This window comes from Paraburkholderia sp. 22099, assembly GCF_052045835.1.
Classification (GTDB): domain Bacteria; phylum Pseudomonadota; class Gammaproteobacteria; order Burkholderiales; family Burkholderiaceae; genus Paraburkholderia; species Paraburkholderia terricola.
Map to the genome: position 1 here is coordinate 40,032 of NZ_JBQEPU010000015.1, position 19,181 is coordinate 59,212.

Here is a 19,181-nt window from a genome sequence, read left to right on the forward strand (position 1 = left end):
CGCCGAGCTACACGCCGAGCGCGCGCCCGTCGCTGCGCGGATCATGCGCGCCCGAGGCCGATCCATCCGGCTCGATTCGAATCACGCCTGGATGACCCGCCAACGGACTCTGCGCCGCGATCGCACTCACCTCGTGACCGCGCGCGGCGAGCGCCGCGAACACGTCGGCGCCGGCGTCCTCTTCGAGCTTCAACGCGTCGCGCGTATCGGAGAAGGTCTTGCCGAGCAGAAAGCGCGGACGGGCGAGGGCGCTGAGCGGGTCCATGCCGTAATCGATCAGGCGCGTGAGCACCGCGGCCAGCGTTTGCGGCTGACCATCGGCGCCTTGCGTGCCGAACAGCAAGCGCGGGCGGCCGTCTTGCAGATACATGCCCGGATTGAGCGTATGGAACGGCCGCTTGCCGGGCTCGATCACGTTGCGATGCGCGGGGTGCGTGCTGAACGACGCGCCGCGGTTGTGCCACAGAATGCCGGTGTCGCCCGCCACCACGCCGCTGCCCCAGTCGAAATACACCGTTTGCAACACGCTGACGCTGCGGCCGTGGCGGTCGGTCGCGCCGATGAACACGGTGTCGCCCGGACGGAAAACATGCGGCCATGCACGCGCCGCGCGCAGGTCGATCGAGCGCGCGTGCGCGTCGAGCGTGGCCGGCGACAACATGTCGTCGACGGGCACGTCGTTGAACTCCGGGTCGGACACGAAACGGTCGCGATCCACGAACGCGCATTTCACTGCTTCCACCAGCAGATGGTAGTAATCGGCGCTGCCTTCGGGAATCGCGCCAAGGTCGAAGCGCGCTAGCGTGCCCATGATCTGCAAGGTGGTCACGCCTTGCGTGGGCGGGCGCAGGCTCACCAGTTCGCCGCCGCGATAGGGCACGCGTAATGGCGCTTCGTCGCGCGCGCGAGTTCTCGCAAGGTCGCTTGCGCTCAATGGCGAACCGGCCTGCTGCAAGCCGTGGGCGATGCGCTCCGCGAGTTCGCCGTTATAGAATTCGCGCGCGCCGAAGCGGGCAATCCGTTCGAGGCTTCGGGCGAGCGCCGGCTGCGCGAAGCGCTCGCCGATCGCGGGAATCACGCCGTTCGGGGCGAAGGTCGCCGCGAAGCCGGGCAGCGCGCGCAATTCATCGGCGCGCAGGCTTTGCCAGAAATGCTGCGAGGGCGTGACAGGGAAACCCTCGCTTGCATGGCCGAGCGCGCGGTCGAATAGCGACGACCACGACTGCTCGCCACCCCATGCGCTTTTGCTGATCTCGTAAGCCTGTGCCCATGTATCGACGGTGGCCGCCGTGGTGAGCGCCGCTGCCGCGCCGCGCAAGGGAATCGCGCCGGGCGAGGTTGTCTGCGCCGGCAACTCGGCGGCGGCCTGGCCGATGCCCGACAGCGTGCGCAGCATGCCGTCGCCATCGCCGATCACCCAGAAGGCGTCGCCGCCCAGGCCGGTGAAATGCGGATAGGTCACGCAGAGCGCCGCGCCGATCGCAATCGCGGCTTCGATCGCATTGCCGCCCGCGCGCAAGACCTCGCGGCCGGCCTCGCTCGCCAACCCGTGCGGGCTGGTGACCATGCCGCTGTTCGAGCGGGCGAGTTGGGTGTCGGACATCGCTGCTCCGCTGCGGAAATGAGGCGCGAGTGCGCTCGTCGGAGTACGGAGTATAAGTTCGCGCGCGCCGTGGAAAAAATCGGCGCGCGCGAGAGAGATCAAGTTATCGAGGCTGGCCGCCTCGCGGCTTCACTCGTAAGAGAACGCGCCGCCGAACTTGTCGATGCGTTCGAGCGCCATGCCCGAGCCGCGCACCACGCAGGTCAGCGGCGCTTCGGCGACGAACACCGGCAGGCCGGTTTCCTCGGCGAGCAGCCGGTCCAGATCGCGCAGCAGCGCGCCGCCGCCCGCCAGCATGATGCCGCGCTCGGCGATGTCGGCGCCCAGTTCCGGCGGCGTCTGTTCGAGCGCGATCTTCACGGCGGAGACGATCTGGTTGAGCGGATCGGTCAGCGCTTCGAGCACCTCGTTGCTCGATACCGTGAAGCTGCGCGGAATCCCCTCCGACATGTTGCGCCCCTTGACCTCCATCTCCTTGACTTCGGAGCCGGGAAACGCCGAGCCGATCTGCTTCTTGATCGACTCGGCCGTCTGTTCGCCGATCAGCATGCCGTAGTTGCGGCGAATGTAGTTGACGATCGCGTCGTCGAACTTGTCGCCGCCCACGCGCACGGAGCCTTTATAGACGATGCCGCCGAGCGAGATCACGCCGACCTCGGTGGTGCCGCCGCCGATGTCGACGACCATCGAGCCGGTGGCTTCCGAGACCGGCAAGCCCGCGCCGGTGGCCGCGGCCATCGGCTCCTCGATCAGATACACCTGCGAGGCCCCGGCGCTGTGCGCGGCTTCCTTGATCGCGCGCCGCTCCACCTGGGTCGACCCGCACGGCACGCAGATGACGATGCGCGGCGACGGCGCGAAGACTCGCGATTCATGCGCCATCTGAATGAAGCGCTTGATCATCTGCTGGGTGATGTTGAAGTCGGCGATCACGCCGTCCTTCATCGGGCGGATCGCCTCGATGTTGCCCGGCACCTTGCCGAGCATCTGCTTGGCTTCCTTGCCGACGGCGAGAATGATCTTCTTGCCGTTCGGTCCGCCTTCCTGACGGATCGAGACCACCGAGGGCTCGTCGAGCACGATGCCCTTGCCGCGCATATAGATCAGCGTGTTCGACGTGCCGAGGTCGATGGCGAGGTCGTTGGAAAAATAGCCGCGCAGAAAACCGAACATGCAAATTCCTGTCTCTCGGATGCCGGGCGCGTGAGCGCGCCGCTTGGGGATGCCGCTCATGGACGGCAGGCGACCAGGTGACGGTCGGAAGAGTGGGAAGAATAACAGCTTCGGGTGCGAGCGCCGGTCCGGCGTGGGTCAGCGTGCGGCGGCGCACACACCTCGGCACACGCTCAGTGCATGCTCGTCTCATCGGTTTCGATCCACGCTGGCGTGCCTTCGCATCGACCGGGCGCGGACAACGAAAGCGGCCCGGCTTGTCGTGAGTCGATAGGGAGAGAGAACCATGCAGCCAGCGCACGCGGCGCGGACAGCGCGGCGCTACGAGGTCATCGGCGACGAAGCCGCATTTCGCGCGTTGCAGCGCGAATGGGACGGGCTGTGGTCGAGGGCGCACGGCCACTACTATCAGTCGTTCAGCTATTGCTGGCTGGCATGGCGGCACGTGTCGAAGCCGCATGGCCGCAGGCTCAAATGCATCGTGTGCCGCGAGGGCGGGCAACTGGTCATGATCTGGCCGCTGGAGACGTGCAGACGCGCGCTCTGGACGTACCTCGTGCCGCTCGGGCCCGAAGGCGGCGACTACACGAGCGTGCTCGTGCAGGACGGCGAAGCGGCGCCGGCCTTGATTGCCGGTGCGTGGGACACCGCGCGCCGGCGCTGCGGCGCCGATTTCATCCATCTGCAATACGTGCGGGAGACGCTCGAGCTGTACACGCTCGTGTCGCGGGAACGCAGCGTGTTGTTCGCCGAGGCCCACAACGCGTTTGCCGCGCGACTGCGCGGCCGGGGCGAGCGGAACGGCTGGGACGACTATTGCCGCACGCTCGGCACCTTGTTCGGCAAGCGGCCCGGCGGCTTTGCGAAACGCTTGTCCAGGGAAGGCAAGGTGGCCGTGCGCGTCGTCGATCCGGCCGAGGAGAGCGAAACCGCGTCCATCGTCGAATGGATGCTCAATTGCAAACGCAGTTGGAGCGATCGCGTCGGCAAGCGTAGCGCGTGGCTCGATTCGCCCGAGTACGAGTGTTTTCTGGCCAAGCTGATCCATTCGCCCGACGTGCCTTCGATGGCGCGCCTGATCGTGGTCACGCTGAACGAAGCGCCGGTGGCCGCGATTATCGTCAGTGTGGGCAACCCCTGGGCGAGCGCGATCTTTGCCGGTTACGACCCGTACTACGGTCGATGCTGCCCTGGCCTCGTCGCGGTCGAGGCATGCGTCAAATGGGCGTTCGACAATGGCTTCGATCTCGATTTCGGCGTGGGAAACGAACGCTTCAAGGCTTACTGGTCGCGCGGCGAGGCGTCCACCGCATGGACCGTGCGAACCGTCAATTCGTTGTGGGGCCTGCTGGCGATTCGTGGGTGGCGTCTCGCGCGATATCTCGGCGCGCGCGTGAAGGGCTTGCGCGAGGCCGGCGCCGCCTCGCCGGAAGCGGCGCGCGTCTTTGCGCGTGACGGCAAGCGTGCGACGCGGGTTTCGTGATTCAGGCGTGTGAAGGTCAGTTGCGAGGGGTGCACGGATAACGGAACGGTAATCCGCAGGCCCATGCTCCGACAGGTGCGAGCGCCATGTCGGCCGACATGGCGCGCACGTCGGCAAAAGCGCCGGCAAAAACGCCGGCCGCTAGGAGCGGTCGCGGCTGCGTGCCCGGGTGGCGCCGGTGATCACCGCGACGCCGAGCAGAATGACCGCCACGATCGCAATCGTATGCTGGGCGACATGCAGCGCCAGCAATCCCCACGACACGCCGCCGATCAGAATGATCCAGCCGAGCAGGTAAATGACCAGGGTCATCGTTTTCTCCCTTGTTCGATTCGACGGACGAAGCGGGCTGCTCGTTAGGAAGCGCCGCCGGTCGCCGAGTGAGCCGTCGATGCGCGTTTATCCCGCTTCCGCGGTGCCGCGCGAGCGCGATCGACGGTTCTATCGAGTAGCAGATTCCGCGCCCGCCCCGGCGCTATCCGTTAGCGTCAAACGAGCAATCGGCATGCGTTCGCCGCCGCCTCAAGCGACCCACCAGGCGAGCGCGGTGGTGATGAGCACCACGGCCCACGACGGCGCGCGCCACCATCCGAGCAGCAGCAACGCGATCAGCACGAGCACGAAGTCCGCGCCGCCGTGCACCGCGCTCGTCCATACGGGATCGTAGAGCGCGGCGAGCAGAATGCCGACCACCGCCGCGTTGATGCCGGCCATCGCCCGGCGCATCGAGGCGAACGCCCGCAGTTGCCCCCAAAGCGGCAGCGCCGCGCCGACCAGCAGGAACGAGGGCAGAAAGATCGCCACCGTCGCGATCAGCGCGCCGCCAATGCCCGACGGCTGACCCTTGCTGGCCGCGCCGAGAAAGGCCGCGAATGAAAACAGCGGACCCGGCACCGCTTGCGCCGCGCCATAGCCGGCCATGAATTCATTGGTCGAGAGCCAGCCGCGCGGCACGACCACGGCTTGCAGCAGGGGCAGCACCACGTGACCGCCGCCGAACACCAGCGAGCCGACCCGATAAAAAGCCGCGAACAGGTCGAGCGCATGGACGCGCAGCGATGCCGCCAACGCGGGCAGGCCGAACAGCAGCAGCACGAAGGCGCACAGACAGACGAACGCGCCGGCTTTCGTGCCGGGCATGCCGAGCGGCGCACCCGGCACCTCGGTGGACGTCTTCAGCAACGCCGCGCCGGCCACGCCGGCTACGACAATCGACGCGAGCTGTCCGTAGGTCGCGCCGAGCATCACGACCGCCACCGCCGCGCCGATGGCGAAGGTGGCGCGCGCGGTCGGGACACAGCGTGCGTCCCATCGACCACACCGCCTGCGCGACCACCGCCACCGCCGCCAGCTTCAGTCCGTGCACGAGATGCAGCGAGGTTGCGTCGGTCAGATGCGTGAAGCCATACGCGAAGCCGACGAGCAGCACGACGGAGGGCAGCGTAAAGCCGAGCCACGCGGCCAACGCGCCGCCGAGTCCGCCGCGCAGCCAGCCGATCGCGATGCCGACCTGGCTGCTGCCCGGCCCCGGCAAGAACTGGCACAACGCGACGATGTCGCCGAACGTGTGTTCGTCGAGCCAGCGGCGCCGCTTGACGAATTCGTCGCGGAAATAGCCCAGGTGCGCGGCCGGACCGCCGAACGAGGTGAGTCCGAGACGCAGAAAGATGAAGAGGAGCGCCCACGGCGAGGTGCGCGCCGGCACGGCGGCAGTCGACTCGGTGTCTGCAAGGTTCATTCGAATTGACGGAGCGGATGCGGGTAGTCAGCGGCGAAGCGCCGGATGCGCGCGGCCTGATCGGCCCTGCAAAATACCACACGCAACCGGCATCCATCCGCTTCGCTGCCCGCGCTTGGGCAAGGCCGTCGGCCAGCCATACGTCACGACATCCGCCTCAGAACGAGAACGTCGTATTCAGCATGACGAGCCGCGCCTCGCCCTCGGCGATGATCAGATTGCTGTTGCTCGACGGGTAGTACGTCTTGTCGAACACGTTCTTCACGTTGAGTTGCACGCGCGTCGGAATCTTGCCGAGCTTCGTTTCGTAGGCGGCGAACAGATCCGCGACCACGTAGCCCGGCAGCGTGAAGCTGTTGGCGGTGTCGCCGGCGCGCCGGCCGACCAGCCGCGCACCGCCGCCGAAACGCCATTGCCCCGGCAGATACGGCAGCATCGTGTCGTACACGGCGAACACACTGCCCGTATGGCGCGCGGCATTGGCGAGGCGCGTGCCGTCGTCGCGGTCGGTGGCGTTCGTGTACGCGTAGCTGGCAATCAGGCTGACGTGCCGCGTCAACTGGCCGGCCACGTCGAGTTCGACGCCGCGCGAACGCGCGCTGCCGATGGTCGACGTGACATCGCCGTTGGTCACGGCAACGTTGCTCTTGTCGATCTGATAGACCGCGAGCGTGCCGGTGATGCCGGGTTTCAGGTCGAATTTCAGGCCGGCTTCATAGATCCGGCCGCGCTCGGGCGAGAGCGGCTCGCTCACCTCGGTGGCGACGTTCGGCACGAACGACTTGCTGAAGTTCGCGTAGGCGGACAACGCCGGGGTCAGCTTATAAACCAGGCCGAATTGCGGCAGCCACACTTGCCCATGTGAATGGTCCGCGACGACGAACGGCCGCCCGACACCCGAAAGCTGCTGCCAGTTTTCCCAGCGCACGCCGGCCACGGCGATCAACCGATCGGTGAGATGCACCGTGTCCTGCGTGATCAACGAGTAGGTGTGGACCTTCGACAGACTGTCGCTTTGCGTGGCGCTCGGCGTGCCGCCCGCGGCGAGCCTGCCGTAGACCGGGTCGAACAGATCGAAGCCGGACACCGCCTTGCCGCGGATCGTGTCGCCGCGGAACGAGCGCTGGCGTTCGTACTCGCCGCCCACATAGACTTCGTGGCGCATGCCCGCGAGGTTCAGATCGCCGATCGCGCCGATTGTCGCGATCTCGTCGGAATCGTTGCGGCCGAGATTCGCATCCGACGAGCGGCTCATGATGCCGGTCCTGCTGTTGAATGCGCTCGCGCGTGTCAGGTACTGGTCGTAGCGGTCGCGGCTCCATCCGTAGGTGGCGCGCATGCGCCATTGATCGGAGAAGCGATGTTCCAGCTTGGCCCGCAGCGTCTCCTGCAAGCCCGAGCTTTGCGCCCACGCTTCTTCATAGCGGGTGTAGCGCAGCGCGTCGTCGGGATGGCCGTTGACCAGCACCGTGCCGCGGTCGAACGGCGTCGTGTAGTCGACATATTGATAGCTCACGTCGATCGACGTATTCGCATCGTGCCACGACAGCGACGGCGCGATCAGCGCGTCGCGCTGGCGGCCGAAGCTGCGCCAGTAACGCACGGTGTTGTACTCGCCGGTCAGGCGAAACGCGAGCGTGCCGCCCGCGACCTGGCCCGGCTGGCCGATCGGGCCGGTCAGGTCGAAGCTGGTGCCGCTGCCGCGGTGGCTAGTGTAGGTTGCCGAGACCGAGCCTTGCAGCGTGTCCTCCGGCTTGCGCGTGATCATGTTGATCACGCCGCCGGGCTCCTGAATGCCGTACAGCAGCGAAGCCGGGCCCTTCAATACCTCGACGCGATCGATCGTCGCCAGATAGTTGTGCAGGATCGGCGAGCGGATGCCGTCGACGAGAATCGAGCCGTCGTTATTCGAACCGAAGCCGCGCTTCAGGAACGCGTCGCGCGTGCCGCCCAGCGTGTTGGTCTGCGTGATGCCGCTGACGTTGCCGAGCGCGTCGTCGAGACTGCGTGCCTGCTGGTCTTGCATCACGCTCGAACTGACGACCGCGACCGACTGCGGAATCTCGCTGATCTTGCGCTCGACGCCGCTCGACGTCTCGCTGGTGAGCGGCCGGTAACCGGCCGTGGGCTCGACCGTCGGCGACGCATGCACCGACACCGCGGGCAGTTCTTGCGGGTTGGACGGCGGGTCGCCGCCGGCATCGGGCGTGGCGGCCATCGCCGCGTGCGCCGTGGCGGTGCACATCAGCAAGGCGGCCCGCAGGCCAATGTGAAAACGACGATGACGGCCGTGGCGGCCAGGGAGCGCGGTAGTTCGCAGAAAACGCATGTGTCAGGAGAGACGGCACGCCAACCCGCGCGAGGACGCAGCAAGGAAGATGTAGCAACGTACAAGGGAAGTGAAAGATGCCGAAGCTTAAAGTAGATGCGAATCGTTATCAACAAGTCTCTAAAAAAATCGGCGATGGCGTGCGCAAGCAATGGCTCGTCGGCGAGCGGCAAGCACGAAGATCGAGCGCGAGGATCAACCGCGATGCGGTCCGACGATGCCGAGCTTCGCAATGCGCCGGTACAAGGTCGCGCGTGAAATACCCAACGCCTGGGCGGCGGCGTTGGGCCGCCATTGATGGCGCGTCAGCGCGTCGACGATCCGGGCGCGCTCGTCGCGTGGATCGTCCTGGGTGTTGGCGAGTGCGTTGGCGAGTGGCTTCGCGTGCATCAGCGTGAGATTGCTCGCGCCGTCAGGCTCCAGCAGCGCCGCGATATCCGGCGCGACGTGCCGCAACTCCACGCGGGAAGAATCGCAAACCGCGCAGGCATAGCGCAGCACATTGCGTAGCTGGCGAATATTGCCGGGCCAGTGAAACGCGGCCAGCCGGTCGGCTAGACGCGCATCGAGCGTGAGCACGTGAGCGGCCATCCGCGCTTCCTCGTCGAACACCGCTTCGATCACGTCGCGAATATCCGCGCGCTCGCGCAACGGCGGCATCGCGAGGCTCGCGCCGCTCAGCCGGTAATAGAGATCCTCGCGGAACGATCCCTCGGCGACCATGCCGGCAAGATCGCGGTGGGTCGCGCAAATCACATCCAGATCCACGCGCACGGGCGCATCGCCGCCGAGCGGCACGACTTCGCCTTCGGCCAGCACGCGCAGCAGGCGCGTTTGCAGATTGAGCGGCATATCGCCGATTTCATCTAGGAACAGCGTGCCGGTATGCGCTTGCGCGATCTTGCCGCGCGCGCCGCGGCTGCGCGCGCCGGTGAACGCGCCGGGCGCATAGCCGAACAGTTCGCTCTCGATCAGCGACTCGGGGATCGCGCCGCAATTCACCGCGATGAACGGCCGTGTGCGCCGCGCGCCCGCATCGTGCAGCGCGTGCGCGAATACCTCCTTGCCGACGCCGGTCTCGCCGAGAATCAGAATCGGCAGCCGCTTGCCGATGATGCGCAACGCCACCGCCGCGTTGCGCGCGATGCGCGGGTCCGCGCTGTGCAGAAAACGGCCGAGCGCGCCGATCGGCGGCTCGTTGCGCGAAGCCGAATGCGGCGATCCCGCGACGCCGTCCGCCACGCCAGCGGTTCCACGCGAGACGCGTTTGAGCGGCGCGCGAATGCGCGCGTACAGCGTCGAGCCGGTTGCGCGCAGACGCAGTCCGACAATCGCATCGGTGCGCGCCACGTCATGCAGATGCACGTCGGAGGTATCGAAGATTTCGTCCATCTGACGCGGGCCGTTCAGCGCCGGAATGCATTCGCGCGCCTTGCGATTGGCGGCGACCAGGTTGCCGCACTCGTCGAAGGCGATCAGTATTTCGGGCTGCGCCTCGACAAAGTTGCGGCTCGCGTGGCCGAACAGGATCCAGTGCTGCGTGGTTTGATTGAGGAAGTAGCCGTCCTCGATCAGACCGGCGCTTTGCCGCACGAGTTGGAACACGAGCCGCTGACTGTCGCGGTTATCCGGCGACTGCACCGCCGACGCGTCGAGCACGCCGATCATCTCGCCGGTCGGCGCGAAGATCGGCGCGGCGCTGCAGGTGAGCGTCGTGAAGGCCGCGCGAAAATGATCGGTCTTGTGCACGGTGATCGGCGCGAGATCGGTCAGCACGTTCGCCACGCCGCAGGTGCCTTCCTCGCGCTCCGACCAGCACGAACCGATGTACAGCCCCGCATGCTTGAAGTCGCCGCGGCGCTCGCGATCGATCCGGTAATCGATCGTGACGCCGTGCGCGTCGGTGAGCATCACGCAATAGTCGGCCACGCGAATCATGTCGTGCAGGCGCGTCAGGCACTGGCCCGAAGCGCGCAAAAACGCTTCCTGCCTGCCTTGCACCTCGCGCAATTCCGCCGACGTCAGCACCCGCGGTCCGATCACGGCACCGGGATCGAGCCGGTACTGTTCGAACGATCGCTGCCACGACGAGACGAGGCGCGCGGAATCGGCGGGCGCGGGCAGCCTTCCTTCGATGGCGCCGCGCACGCGGTCGATATGCTGGGTCTGCGAAACGTAGGGCATGGTCGGCTCCGGTCGAGCGACGCCAGTGAGTACAGGCTGTTCTTGTAGCACATCCGGCTTCATCAATCACACTGCAATGCAGCACGCGAGACGCGTGAGACGTTCGTCTCACACGCGCTTGAGACGGCAGGTATCACGCCTGTCATGCGCGGCGTTCAAGCGTGGAAAGGTTTTGCCGGTTGTGTGCAGGCCGCGAGTTCGCGTTCGCATCGTCGCAATGCCTGGCCTTGAGACGCCGCGCAGGTTGCGTTGCACGGCGTTTTTCGACGGCGTCGAATACGCGACGCTCGCTTTTAGCCCTTTAAACAAGGCACTTTCCGGCACATCCACCGTTCGCCGCGAAAATTGGCACAGGCCTTGCAGTGTTCTCCGCACGATACAAGCGCCGTTGCTCGAACACGGCGCTTCCAATTACGAGTCCGCGCACGACGCGGGCAGGAGACAAGCCCAGTGCCATCACCCGTCACCGTCGGCGTGATCGCGAACCCCGCCTCGGGTCGCGACATTCGCCGCCTCACCACGTATGCGTCGGTGTTTCCGACCGCTGAAAAAGCCAACATGGTCGTGCGCTTGCTCGCGGGACTCGGCGTGCTCGGCGTGGACCGCGTGCTGACGCTGCGCGATCGGACCGGCGTCGCCGCGTTGCTGCTGCGCGCGCTCGACACGCATGCGGCGGTCGCCGCGCAACAGCGCTGGCCGCAAGTCGAGTTCATCGAACAGCCGATCACCGACAGCGTGAGCGACACGCACGCGGGCGTCACGGCGATGCTGCAAGCGGGCGTCGAACTGATCGCCGTGCTCGGCGGCGACGGCACGCATCGCGCGGTCGCCGCGCATTGCGGCAAGGTGCCGTTGCTGACCTTGTCGACCGGCACCAACAACGCGTTTCCCGATCTGCGCGAGGCGACCGTCGCGGGCCTCGCCGGCGCCCTGGTCGCCTCGGGCGCGGTGCCGGCCGAGGTGGCGCTCATGCGCAACAAGCGCCTCGTGGTGCGTTGTGTCGACGGGCCGAATCGCGGTCGCGAGGAAATCGCGCTGGTCGACGTATGCGTGAGCCGCCAACGTTTCGTGGGCGCGCGAGCCGTGTCCGATCCGGCCGATATCGAAGCGCTCTTTCTCACCTTCGCCTCGCCTGACGGCATCGGCTTGTCGTCGATCGGCGGCGCGTGGGCGCCGGTCGAACGCACGGCGTCGCACGGCTTGCATTTGCGCTTCGCGCGGCCTGGCGGAGTCGGTGCCATCGGCGCGATCGGCGTGCCGATCGTCGCGCCGATCGCGCCTGGCCGCGTCGAGCGCGTGTTCATGCGCACCTGCGAGCGCTTCGAAGTCGGCGTCTGGATGCCGCTCGACACCGAGCACGGCACGCTCGCCTTCGACGGCGAGCGCGAAATCGAACTGGAGCGCGGCGACCGTTATGAAATCGCGCTCGACTGGGACGGACCGCTCACCGTCGACGTCGAACGCACGCTGCGTTATTCGGCGTCGCGGCAACTCGTGCGGGAGGTGGCGAACGTGGCCGCGCATCACAAGTAGGGGTTGATCGGCAAGCAAACCAAGGCTGTTAACTGAAAGGAGACACACCATGTCGGTTTCGAGTGATTTGAGCAAGGACGAACTGCTGAAGGCGTATCGCATGATGCGCACGATCCGCGAGTTCGAGGAGCGTCTGCATGTGGAATTCGCCACCGGCGAAATTCCCGGCTTCGTGCATCTGTACGCGGGCGAGGAGGCGTCGGCGGTCGGCACGATGCTGCATCTGAACGACGCGGATTATGTGGCGACCACGCACCGCGGCCACGGCCATTGCATCGCCAAGGGCGTCGACGTCCACGGCATGATGGCCGAAATCTACGGCCGCAAGACCGGCGTGTGCCACGGCAAGGGCGGCTCGATGCATATCGCCGATCTGTCGAAGGGCATGCTCGGCGCGAACGGCATCGTCGGCGCGGGCGGGCCGCTGATTTGCGGCGCGGCGCTCGCGGCGAAGTACAAGAAGTCGGGCGGCGTGGGCGTGTGCTTTTTCGGCGACGGCGCGTCGAATCAGGGCGTGATTTTCGAGTCGATGAATCTGGCTTCGGTATGGCGCCTGCCGGCGATTTTCGTCGCGGAGAACAACGGTTATGCGGAAGCGACTTCGTCGACGTGGTCGGTGGCGACCGACAACATCGCGGATCGCGCGAGCGGCTTCGGCATGCCGGGCGTGATCGTCGACGGCTTCGATTTCTTCGCGGTGCACGAGGCGCTTGGCGAAGCGATCGAGCGCGCGCGTCACGGCGGCGGACCGACGCTCGTCGAGGTGAAGTTCTCGCGCTATTTCGGCCACTTCGAAGGCGACGCGCAAACCTATCGCGCGCCGGGCGAAGTGCAAAAGCTGCGCGACGAGAAAGATTGCCTGAAGCGCTTCGAGGAGCGCGTGGTGCGCGCGGAGATGCTTTCGGCGGATCAGTTGCGGGGCGTCGATGCCGAGGTCAAGACGTTGATCGACAGCGCGGTGACGCAGGCCAAGGCCGCACCGCTGCCGACCGCCGAGGACTTGTTGAGCGACGTCTACGTGTCGTATCCCTAACGCTTGCGTTGCAACGTAAGCGATTTGCCAACCTTTTTTTATGAGACTCGCGACGCGTGGGACAGGAGTAAGCGCTGAAGCGCTAACTCCTGTCGACTCGCTTTGCGTGGGGCCGAAGTAAGCGCTAAAGCGCTAACTCCGGCCGACAGGAGACAGACATGGCACGCAAGATCACATTCTCTCAGGCAATCAACGAAGCACTGAGCCAGGAAATGGCCCGCGATGAAACCGTCATCGTGATGGGCGAGGACAACGCGGGCGGCGCAGGCTCGCCCGGCGAACAGGACGCGTGGGGCGGCGTACTCGGCGTGACGAAAGGCCTCTTTCACAAATATCCGGGCCGCGTGCTCGACACGCCGCTCTCCGAAGGCGGCTATATCGGCGCGGCGGTGGGCGCGGCCGCATGCGGCATGCGGCCGGTGGCGGAGCTGATGTTCATCGACTTCATGGGCGTGTGCTTCGACCAGATCTTCAATCAGGCCGCCAAGTTCCGCTACATGTTCGGCGGCAAGGCGGTGACGCCCGTCGTGATTCGCGCGATGCAGGGCGCGGGCTTGCGCGCGGCGGCCCAGCATTCGCAGATGCTGACTTCGTTGTTCACCCACATTCCCGGCCTGAAAGTGGTGTGCCCGTCCACGCCGTACGACGCGAAGGGGCTGCTGATTCAGGCGATCCGCGACAACGACCCGGTGATTTTCTGCGAGCACAAACTGCTCTACGGCCGCGAAGGCGACGTGCCGGAAGAGTCGTATGCGATTCCGTTCGGCGAGGCCAACGTGGTGCGCGACGGCGACGACGCCACCATCGTCACGTATGGACGCATGGTGCATTACGCCACCGAGGCCGCGCAGAAGCTCGCGAAAGACGGCATCGAAGTCGACGTGATCGACCTGCGCACCACCTCGCCGCTGGATGAGGAAACGATCCTCGAGAGCGCCGCTCGCACGGGGCGCGTGGTGGTGGTCGACGAAGCGAATCCGCGTTGCTCGATCGCCACCGACATCTCCGCGCTGATCGCGCAGCGCGCGTTTCACTCGCTGAAGGCGCCGATCGAAATGGTCACCGCGCCGCACACGCCCACGCCGTTTGCCGGCGTGCTCGAAGACATGTATATCCCGTCGGCGCAGCAGATCGCCGAAGCCGTTCTGAAAGTGAGAGGTTAAGCGATGCCGATTCATATGATCACGATGCCCAAATGGGGCTTGTCGATGGAGCAGGGGCAAGTCAACGGCTGGCTCAAGAACGTCGGCGACAAGGTGGCGAAAGGCGACGAAATACTCGACGTGGAGACCGACAAGATTTCGTCCGGCGTCGAGTGCCCGTTCGACGGCCTCTTGCGGCGGCAGGTCGCGCAAGAGGGCGACACGCTGCCGATCGGCGCATTGCTCGCCGTGGTGGCCGACGCGCAAACGCCGGACGCGGAAATCGACGCGGCGGTCGAAGCGTTCCAGCGCGACTTCGTGCCGGCCAGCGCGGAAGCGGGCGAGAGCGGCCCGCAACCGGAGAAGGCGCAAATCGGCGGGCGCACCGTGCGCTATCTGAAACTCGGCGAAGGCGGCACGCCCGCGGTGCTGATTCACGGCTTCGGCGGCGATCTGAACAACTGGTTGTTCAATCACGCGGACCTCGCCGCGCATCGCACCGTGTGGGCGCTCGATTTGCCGGGCCACGGCGAGTCCGGCAAGGCGGTCGAAACAGGCAGCGTCGATGAACTCGCGGACAGCGTGATCGCGTTCCTCGACGATCGCGGCATCGGCAACGCGCATCTGATCGGGCATTCGATGGGCGCGCTGGTCGCGATGACGGTGGCGGCGAAAGCACCGCAACGCGTCGCTTCGCTTGCGTTGATCGCGGGCGCGGGGCTGGGCGAGGAGATCAACGGCGACTACCTCGCCGGCTTTGCCGAGGGCAGCAGCCGCAATGCGCTCAAGCCGCATCTGATGAAACTCTTTGCCGACCCGGCGCTCGTCACGCGTCAACTGGTGGAAGATATCGTCAAGTACAAGCGGCTCGAAGGTGTGAACGACACGCTGCGCAAGATCGCATCCGAGGCTTTCGACGGCAACGTGCAGCGCACGCGCTATCGCGATCGGCTCGCTCAGCTTGCGCCGCGCACGCTGGTGATCTGGGGCGCCGACGATCAGATCATTCCGGCCGCGCATGCGCAAAGCCTGGAGGGCGACATTCGCGTCCATGTGCTCGAAGGCAAGGGGCATATGGTGCAGATGGAAGCGGCCTCCGAGGTCAATCGCCTGCTCGACGATTTTCTGGGACGTTGACGATGAGCGCCGCACTGCATGGCGATAGCGTTACCGCGCTCGGTCAGCACGGCAAGCGCAGCGGCGAGAAGCTCGCGCGGATTCCGGTGAAGATCGTGCCGGTGTCCGACGGCGAAGTCTTGTCGAAGCCCTCGTGGCTGCACGCGAAACCGATGATGAGCGAGACGGTGGCCGGCATTGCGGCGGTCTTGCGCGAACACCGCTTGCATTCGGTTTGCGAGGAGGCAATGTGTCCGAACATCGGCGAGTGTTTCGCGCAACGCACGGCCACCTTCATGGTCATGGGCGGCATCTGCACGCGGCGTTGTGCGTTTTGCGACGTCGCGCACGGCCGCCCCGCGCCGCTCGATGACGAGGAACCGCAACGCCTCGCCCATGCGGTCGCGGCGCTCGGCTTGCGCTATGTCGTCGTGACCTCGGTGGATCGCGACGATCTGCGCGACGGCGGCGCCGCGCATTTTGCGCGCTGCGTCGCGTTGTTGCGTGAGCGCATGCCGGGCATCCGGGTCGAAGTGCTGACGCCGGATTTTCGTGGCCGTGTTGAGCGGGCTTTGGCCGCGCTCTCGCAAGCGTGGCCGGATGTCTTCAATCACAACCTCGAAACGGTGCCGTCGCTGTATCGGGCGGCGCGCGCCGGCGCGGATTACCGCGGCTCGCTGCAATTGCTGGCGCGTGTGAAAGAGGCGAACGCGTCGGTATTGACGAAGTCGGGCTTGATGGTCGGCCTTGGAGAAGCCGACGACGAATTGCTCGACACGATGCGCGATTTACGCGCGCATCGTGTCGATATTCTGACTCTCGGCCAGTACCTCGCGCCGTCGCGTTTTCATCTGCCGGTGCGCCGGTATGCGACGCCCGAGCAGTTTGCCGCGTGGCGCGAGGCGGGCTTGCAGATGGGCTTTCGCGAGGTGGTGGCCGGTCCGCTGGTGCGGTCCTCGTATCATGCGGACCGGGTGGCGGACGCGGCTAGCCATGCGTTGATTCGCGAGCAGGCATGAGCCTGGGTCGGGCGCGCCATGTCGCTACCTGGTTTGCGCGCCCGGCACGAGGCGAATGCGTTTTTCGGCGGCGGCTTCCACTGCCGCGCGCGAGTAGAGCAGGGGGAAGTACTCGCCGTTGAGCCACATCGTCGCGAGGTCGCGATAGTGCGGACTGTCGGGATCGCCGGATTCGCCCGGCAGATTCACCGCGCGCGAGTTGTCCCAATTGCCCACGTCGACGATCACGCGAAACGACGGTCCGTTGGTTTGCCGGAAGTCGCTCGCACGATACGTCGACTGGTTCGGCGTGTACGCGCTGCCGCCCTTGCCGGTGGGGCCGACGTTGAGCTTCGCGCGCATGTCCGCGTCGACCAGATCGGCGAACGGATGCGCGTTCAGATTCGTTTGCAGCTTGCCCCATTGCCATTGGCCCGCGTCCGCGCCTTGCAGGCTCACCATTTCCGCGTAGGCGTCGCGCAGGCTCGCCAGCAGCACGGCGTCGCGCTTCGTCGCCGCGTTCTCACCGAAGCGCGTCTCGGGATGCTCCAGCGAATCGAGCATGACGGCGGTATCGGGCGCGGCGAACGCCGCCGCCGCGGCCTTCGGCAACACGGCTTGCTTGAAGGCGCGGCCCAGGTGACGGCTGAGCCAGATTTCTTCCAGCGCGGCTTGCGGGCAGTCGGCGCGCATCCGCGCGTCCCAACCCTTCAGCATCGCGAGCGCGGCGCGCGTGTCCGGGTCGTCGCTGGACAGCGGTGCGACGAGCGCGACCAGCCGGCGAGCCGGGATCGATTCGATATCGTTCTGCAAGCGCTCGGAATCCTCGATCGACACCTTCGGCAGCGCCTTCAACACTTCGTCGATGCGTTGATGCCGCGAGCCGTTGGTCCATTCGAAGCCGAGCTTGCGCTCGGCATACGGATAGCCGGCCGGCAGATTCATCTCGTTGGACGTGGTGAAGTAGCCGTTGGGCGGATCGTAGGCCGAGGGCATCTCATCGCGCGGCCAGAAGCCGGCCCATTCGTAGCGGCCGTCGCCCGGCACCGGCATCAGGCCGTCCCAGTTGGGGCGCTTCGGCGCGAGACCGCTCGGCACCCAGCCGATATCGCCGTGCGTATCCGCATACACCTGATTGACGGTCGGCGCGCCCCAGGTCGAGAGCGCCTGCTTGAACTGCGTGAAGTTTTTCGCGCGCATGTAGCGCACGGAATCGAAATACGGCGACATGCCCGGCGCGAGCCACGCGGTGCGCACGGCGAATGCGCGATGTTTCGCGTCCTCGGTATAGATCACCGGACCGTGCCGCGTGAACGCGAGATCGGCGACGACGGGCGCGCCGCCCCGCACGTCAATCGTCTCGCGCACGACGCGCATCGGCTCCCAGCGATCCCGATAGCGGTATTGACGCGGATTCGCCGGATTCAATTCGTAGACGTACAGGTCTTCCTGATCGATGTTGAAGATCGTCAGGCCGAACGCGATCGCGCCGTTATGTCCGATCGACACGCCTGGCGCGGACGGCTCTCCGCCGCCGATGATGTCGAGCGTCGGCGTGCTGATCTGCTGGATATAACGCAGGCTCGGCGCCGCATACGCGCGGTGCGGATCGTTCGCCATGATCGCGCGGCCCGTCGCCGATCTGGCCGGCGCGATCACCCAGTTGTTGCTGCCTTCCGTCACTTCCTCGGGGTTGTCCGCGGCGGCGATCACGGTGGCCGATGCGTCGGCGCTTTTCAGTGATTCGCGCGTGACGCGCACGCCTTGCGTCGCGAGGGTGAAAACCTTGAGCACATCGTCGGGCAGGCACGGATCGAGTCCTTCCGGGCTATGCGGCTGCCATGCCGGCTGAAGGCCGAAGCGCACGGAATCGGCCGCGAGCGAACTCTTGCAGGCCACCTTCGCGCGCGCGACCTCGCTTGTCAGGTTGCGCGTGAGGCCGTGGCTGCGAATGCGCACGACGTCGTCCGCGGACCACTTCGCGGGCCAGTAGCCGACCTTGCGAAACTCATAGGGCATCTGGTCGGGATGCGTGGCCAGCCAGTCGATATACGCGTTCACGCCGGCGGCAAAGCGCGAGGCCACCGGTTTTGCGTCGGGTCCGTAGCGTTTCCATTCCGCGTTCATGTCGCCGCGATAGAGAAAGAGACGCGCGGCTTTGTCCTGTTCGACGTAGGCCGGACCGAACACCTCGGCAAGCTGGCCGAGGCCGCGGCGGCGCCACAGGTCGATCTGGAACAGCCGGTCGCGCGCCGCGTTGAAGCCTTGCACGAAGAACGCGTCGCTTTCGTTCGCCGCGAAGATATGCGGCACGCCCCAACGGTCGATCAGGATGTCCGAGGGTCGAGCGAGGCCTTCGAGGGTGATCGTTTCCACGGGAATTTCAGCGGCGCGCGCGGCATGCGCTGTCGCTGTCAGTGCGGTGAATCCTGCGTATGCGATGAGCGCGATGATCTTGCGGGCCGGCATGTTTCCTCCATGTTGTTGCAGTCCCGCCATTCAAAGCCAATTGCACGCGATCCGTCAACACGCCAGGACTTTGACAATCGCGGACGCGGCACGCCCGTCACTCTGCTATCCGTGAATCGACGAAGCCTGAGGTGATGAAGCGGCCGTGACCCTCGCGGCTCACTCATCTGGCATGCCCGCTTCGCCGATGCGGCGAAAATTTCCTTGCTTGGTCTGACGGCCACGCGTGACGCTGTTGTGATCTTTACTTCATGATTCTGGTGCGCCAATCACATTTCATCGTTGCAATACGGGCTTTCCCGGTAACGATGTAACAATCGGCTCGCAGCGCTTGTTATGATTCTCCCAATCGTTGTAGCATAGACGCGAACCAAATCTGT

12 protein-coding genes and 1 pseudogene are annotated in these 19,181 nt (G+C 66.0%); 6 read left to right on the top strand and 7 right to left on the bottom strand.

Annotation, left to right across the window (positions count from 1 at the left end; genetic code table 11):
• Positions 1 to 7: 7 nt before the first annotated feature.
• Entirely contained in the window at positions 8 to 1,603 is a 1,596-nt protein-coding gene (locus ACTJLC_RS15940; RefSeq protein ID WP_310133037.1) for a gamma-glutamyltransferase family protein, read from the bottom strand.
• Positions 1,604 to 1,732: 129 nt separating this feature from the next.
• Entirely contained in the window at positions 1,733 to 2,776 is a 1,044-nt protein-coding gene (locus tag ACTJLC_RS15945) for a rod shape-determining protein (RefSeq protein ID WP_073428388.1), read from the bottom strand.
• Between the two features lie 286 nt (positions 2,777 to 3,062).
• On the opposite strand from ACTJLC_RS15945, the gene ACTJLC_RS15950 reads away from it, so the two are divergent.
• Complete coding sequence (locus tag ACTJLC_RS15950; RefSeq protein ID WP_310133040.1) at positions 3,063 to 4,259, top strand: GNAT family N-acetyltransferase; 1,197 nt, start codon at positions 3,063 to 3,065, stop codon at positions 4,257 to 4,259.
• A gap of 141 nt (positions 4,260 to 4,400) precedes the next feature.
• On the opposite strand, the gene ACTJLC_RS15955 is transcribed toward ACTJLC_RS15950, so the two are convergent.
• The 4 genes and pseudogenes from ACTJLC_RS15955 to ACTJLC_RS15970 form a co-directional block, all read right to left on the bottom strand.
• Positions 4,401 to 4,571, bottom strand: a complete 171-nt coding sequence (locus ACTJLC_RS15955) for a hypothetical protein (RefSeq protein WP_167363278.1) — start codon at positions 4,569 to 4,571, stop codon at positions 4,401 to 4,403.
• 210 nt (positions 4,572 to 4,781) lie between these two features.
• A pseudogene (chrA, locus tag ACTJLC_RS15960) lies at positions 4,782 to 5,997 on the bottom strand (chromate efflux transporter).
• 157 nt (positions 5,998 to 6,154) lie between these two features.
• Positions 6,155 to 8,215 (bottom strand): TonB-dependent siderophore receptor, encoded by a 2,061-nt coding sequence (locus ACTJLC_RS15965; RefSeq protein ID WP_440844587.1) that lies wholly within the window; start codon positions 8,213 to 8,215, stop codon positions 6,155 to 6,157.
• 306 nt (positions 8,216 to 8,521) lie between these two features.
• Positions 8,522 to 10,510 carry a sigma-54-dependent Fis family transcriptional regulator gene (locus ACTJLC_RS15970; protein WP_310133046.1) on the bottom strand — a complete coding sequence of 663 codons (1,989 nt, stop codon included), beginning with the start codon at positions 10,508 to 10,510 and terminating at the stop codon, positions 8,522 to 8,524.
• Positions 10,511 to 10,960: 450 nt separating this feature from the next.
• Here ACTJLC_RS15970 and ACTJLC_RS15975 point away from each other — a divergent pair, with 450 nt between their 5' ends.
• The 5 genes from ACTJLC_RS15975 (at position 10,961) to lipA (ending at position 16,353) form a co-directional block, all read left to right on the top strand.
• Positions 10,961 to 12,043, top strand: a complete 1,083-nt coding sequence (locus tag ACTJLC_RS15975; RefSeq protein ID WP_114164544.1) for an ATP-NAD kinase family protein — start codon at positions 10,961 to 10,963, stop codon at positions 12,041 to 12,043.
• A 49-nt stretch (positions 12,044 to 12,092) separates the two neighbouring features.
• A complete protein-coding gene (locus tag ACTJLC_RS15980; RefSeq protein WP_114164545.1) occupies positions 12,093 to 13,076 on the top strand; it encodes a thiamine pyrophosphate-dependent dehydrogenase E1 component subunit alpha in 984 nt (327 codons plus the stop codon).
• Between the two features lie 158 nt (positions 13,077 to 13,234).
• Positions 13,235 to 14,239, top strand: a complete 1,005-nt coding sequence (locus ACTJLC_RS15985) for an alpha-ketoacid dehydrogenase subunit beta (RefSeq protein ID WP_073428382.1) — start codon at positions 13,235 to 13,237, stop codon at positions 14,237 to 14,239.
• A 3-nt stretch (positions 14,240 to 14,242) separates the two neighbouring features.
• The gene (locus ACTJLC_RS15990) at positions 14,243 to 15,355 is read left to right on the top strand and encodes an acetoin dehydrogenase dihydrolipoyllysine-residue acetyltransferase subunit (protein WP_310133050.1); all 1,113 of its coding nucleotides are present in this window, start codon (positions 14,243 to 14,245) and stop codon (positions 15,353 to 15,355) included.
• A 2-nt stretch (positions 15,356 to 15,357) separates the two neighbouring features.
• Positions 15,358 to 16,353: a lipoyl synthase gene (gene lipA / locus ACTJLC_RS15995; protein WP_310133052.1), complete on the top strand. Its 996-nt coding sequence runs from the start codon at positions 15,358 to 15,360 to the stop codon at positions 16,351 to 16,353.
• A 24-nt stretch (positions 16,354 to 16,377) separates the two neighbouring features.
• Here the strand turns inward: lipA and ACTJLC_RS16000 are convergent, their stop codons facing one another.
• Positions 16,378 to 18,801, bottom strand: coding sequence for a penicillin acylase family protein (locus ACTJLC_RS16000; RefSeq protein ID WP_310133056.1), 2,424 nt, complete (start codon positions 18,799 to 18,801; stop codon positions 16,378 to 16,380).
• Between the last annotated feature and the right edge of the window lie 380 nt (positions 18,802 to 19,181).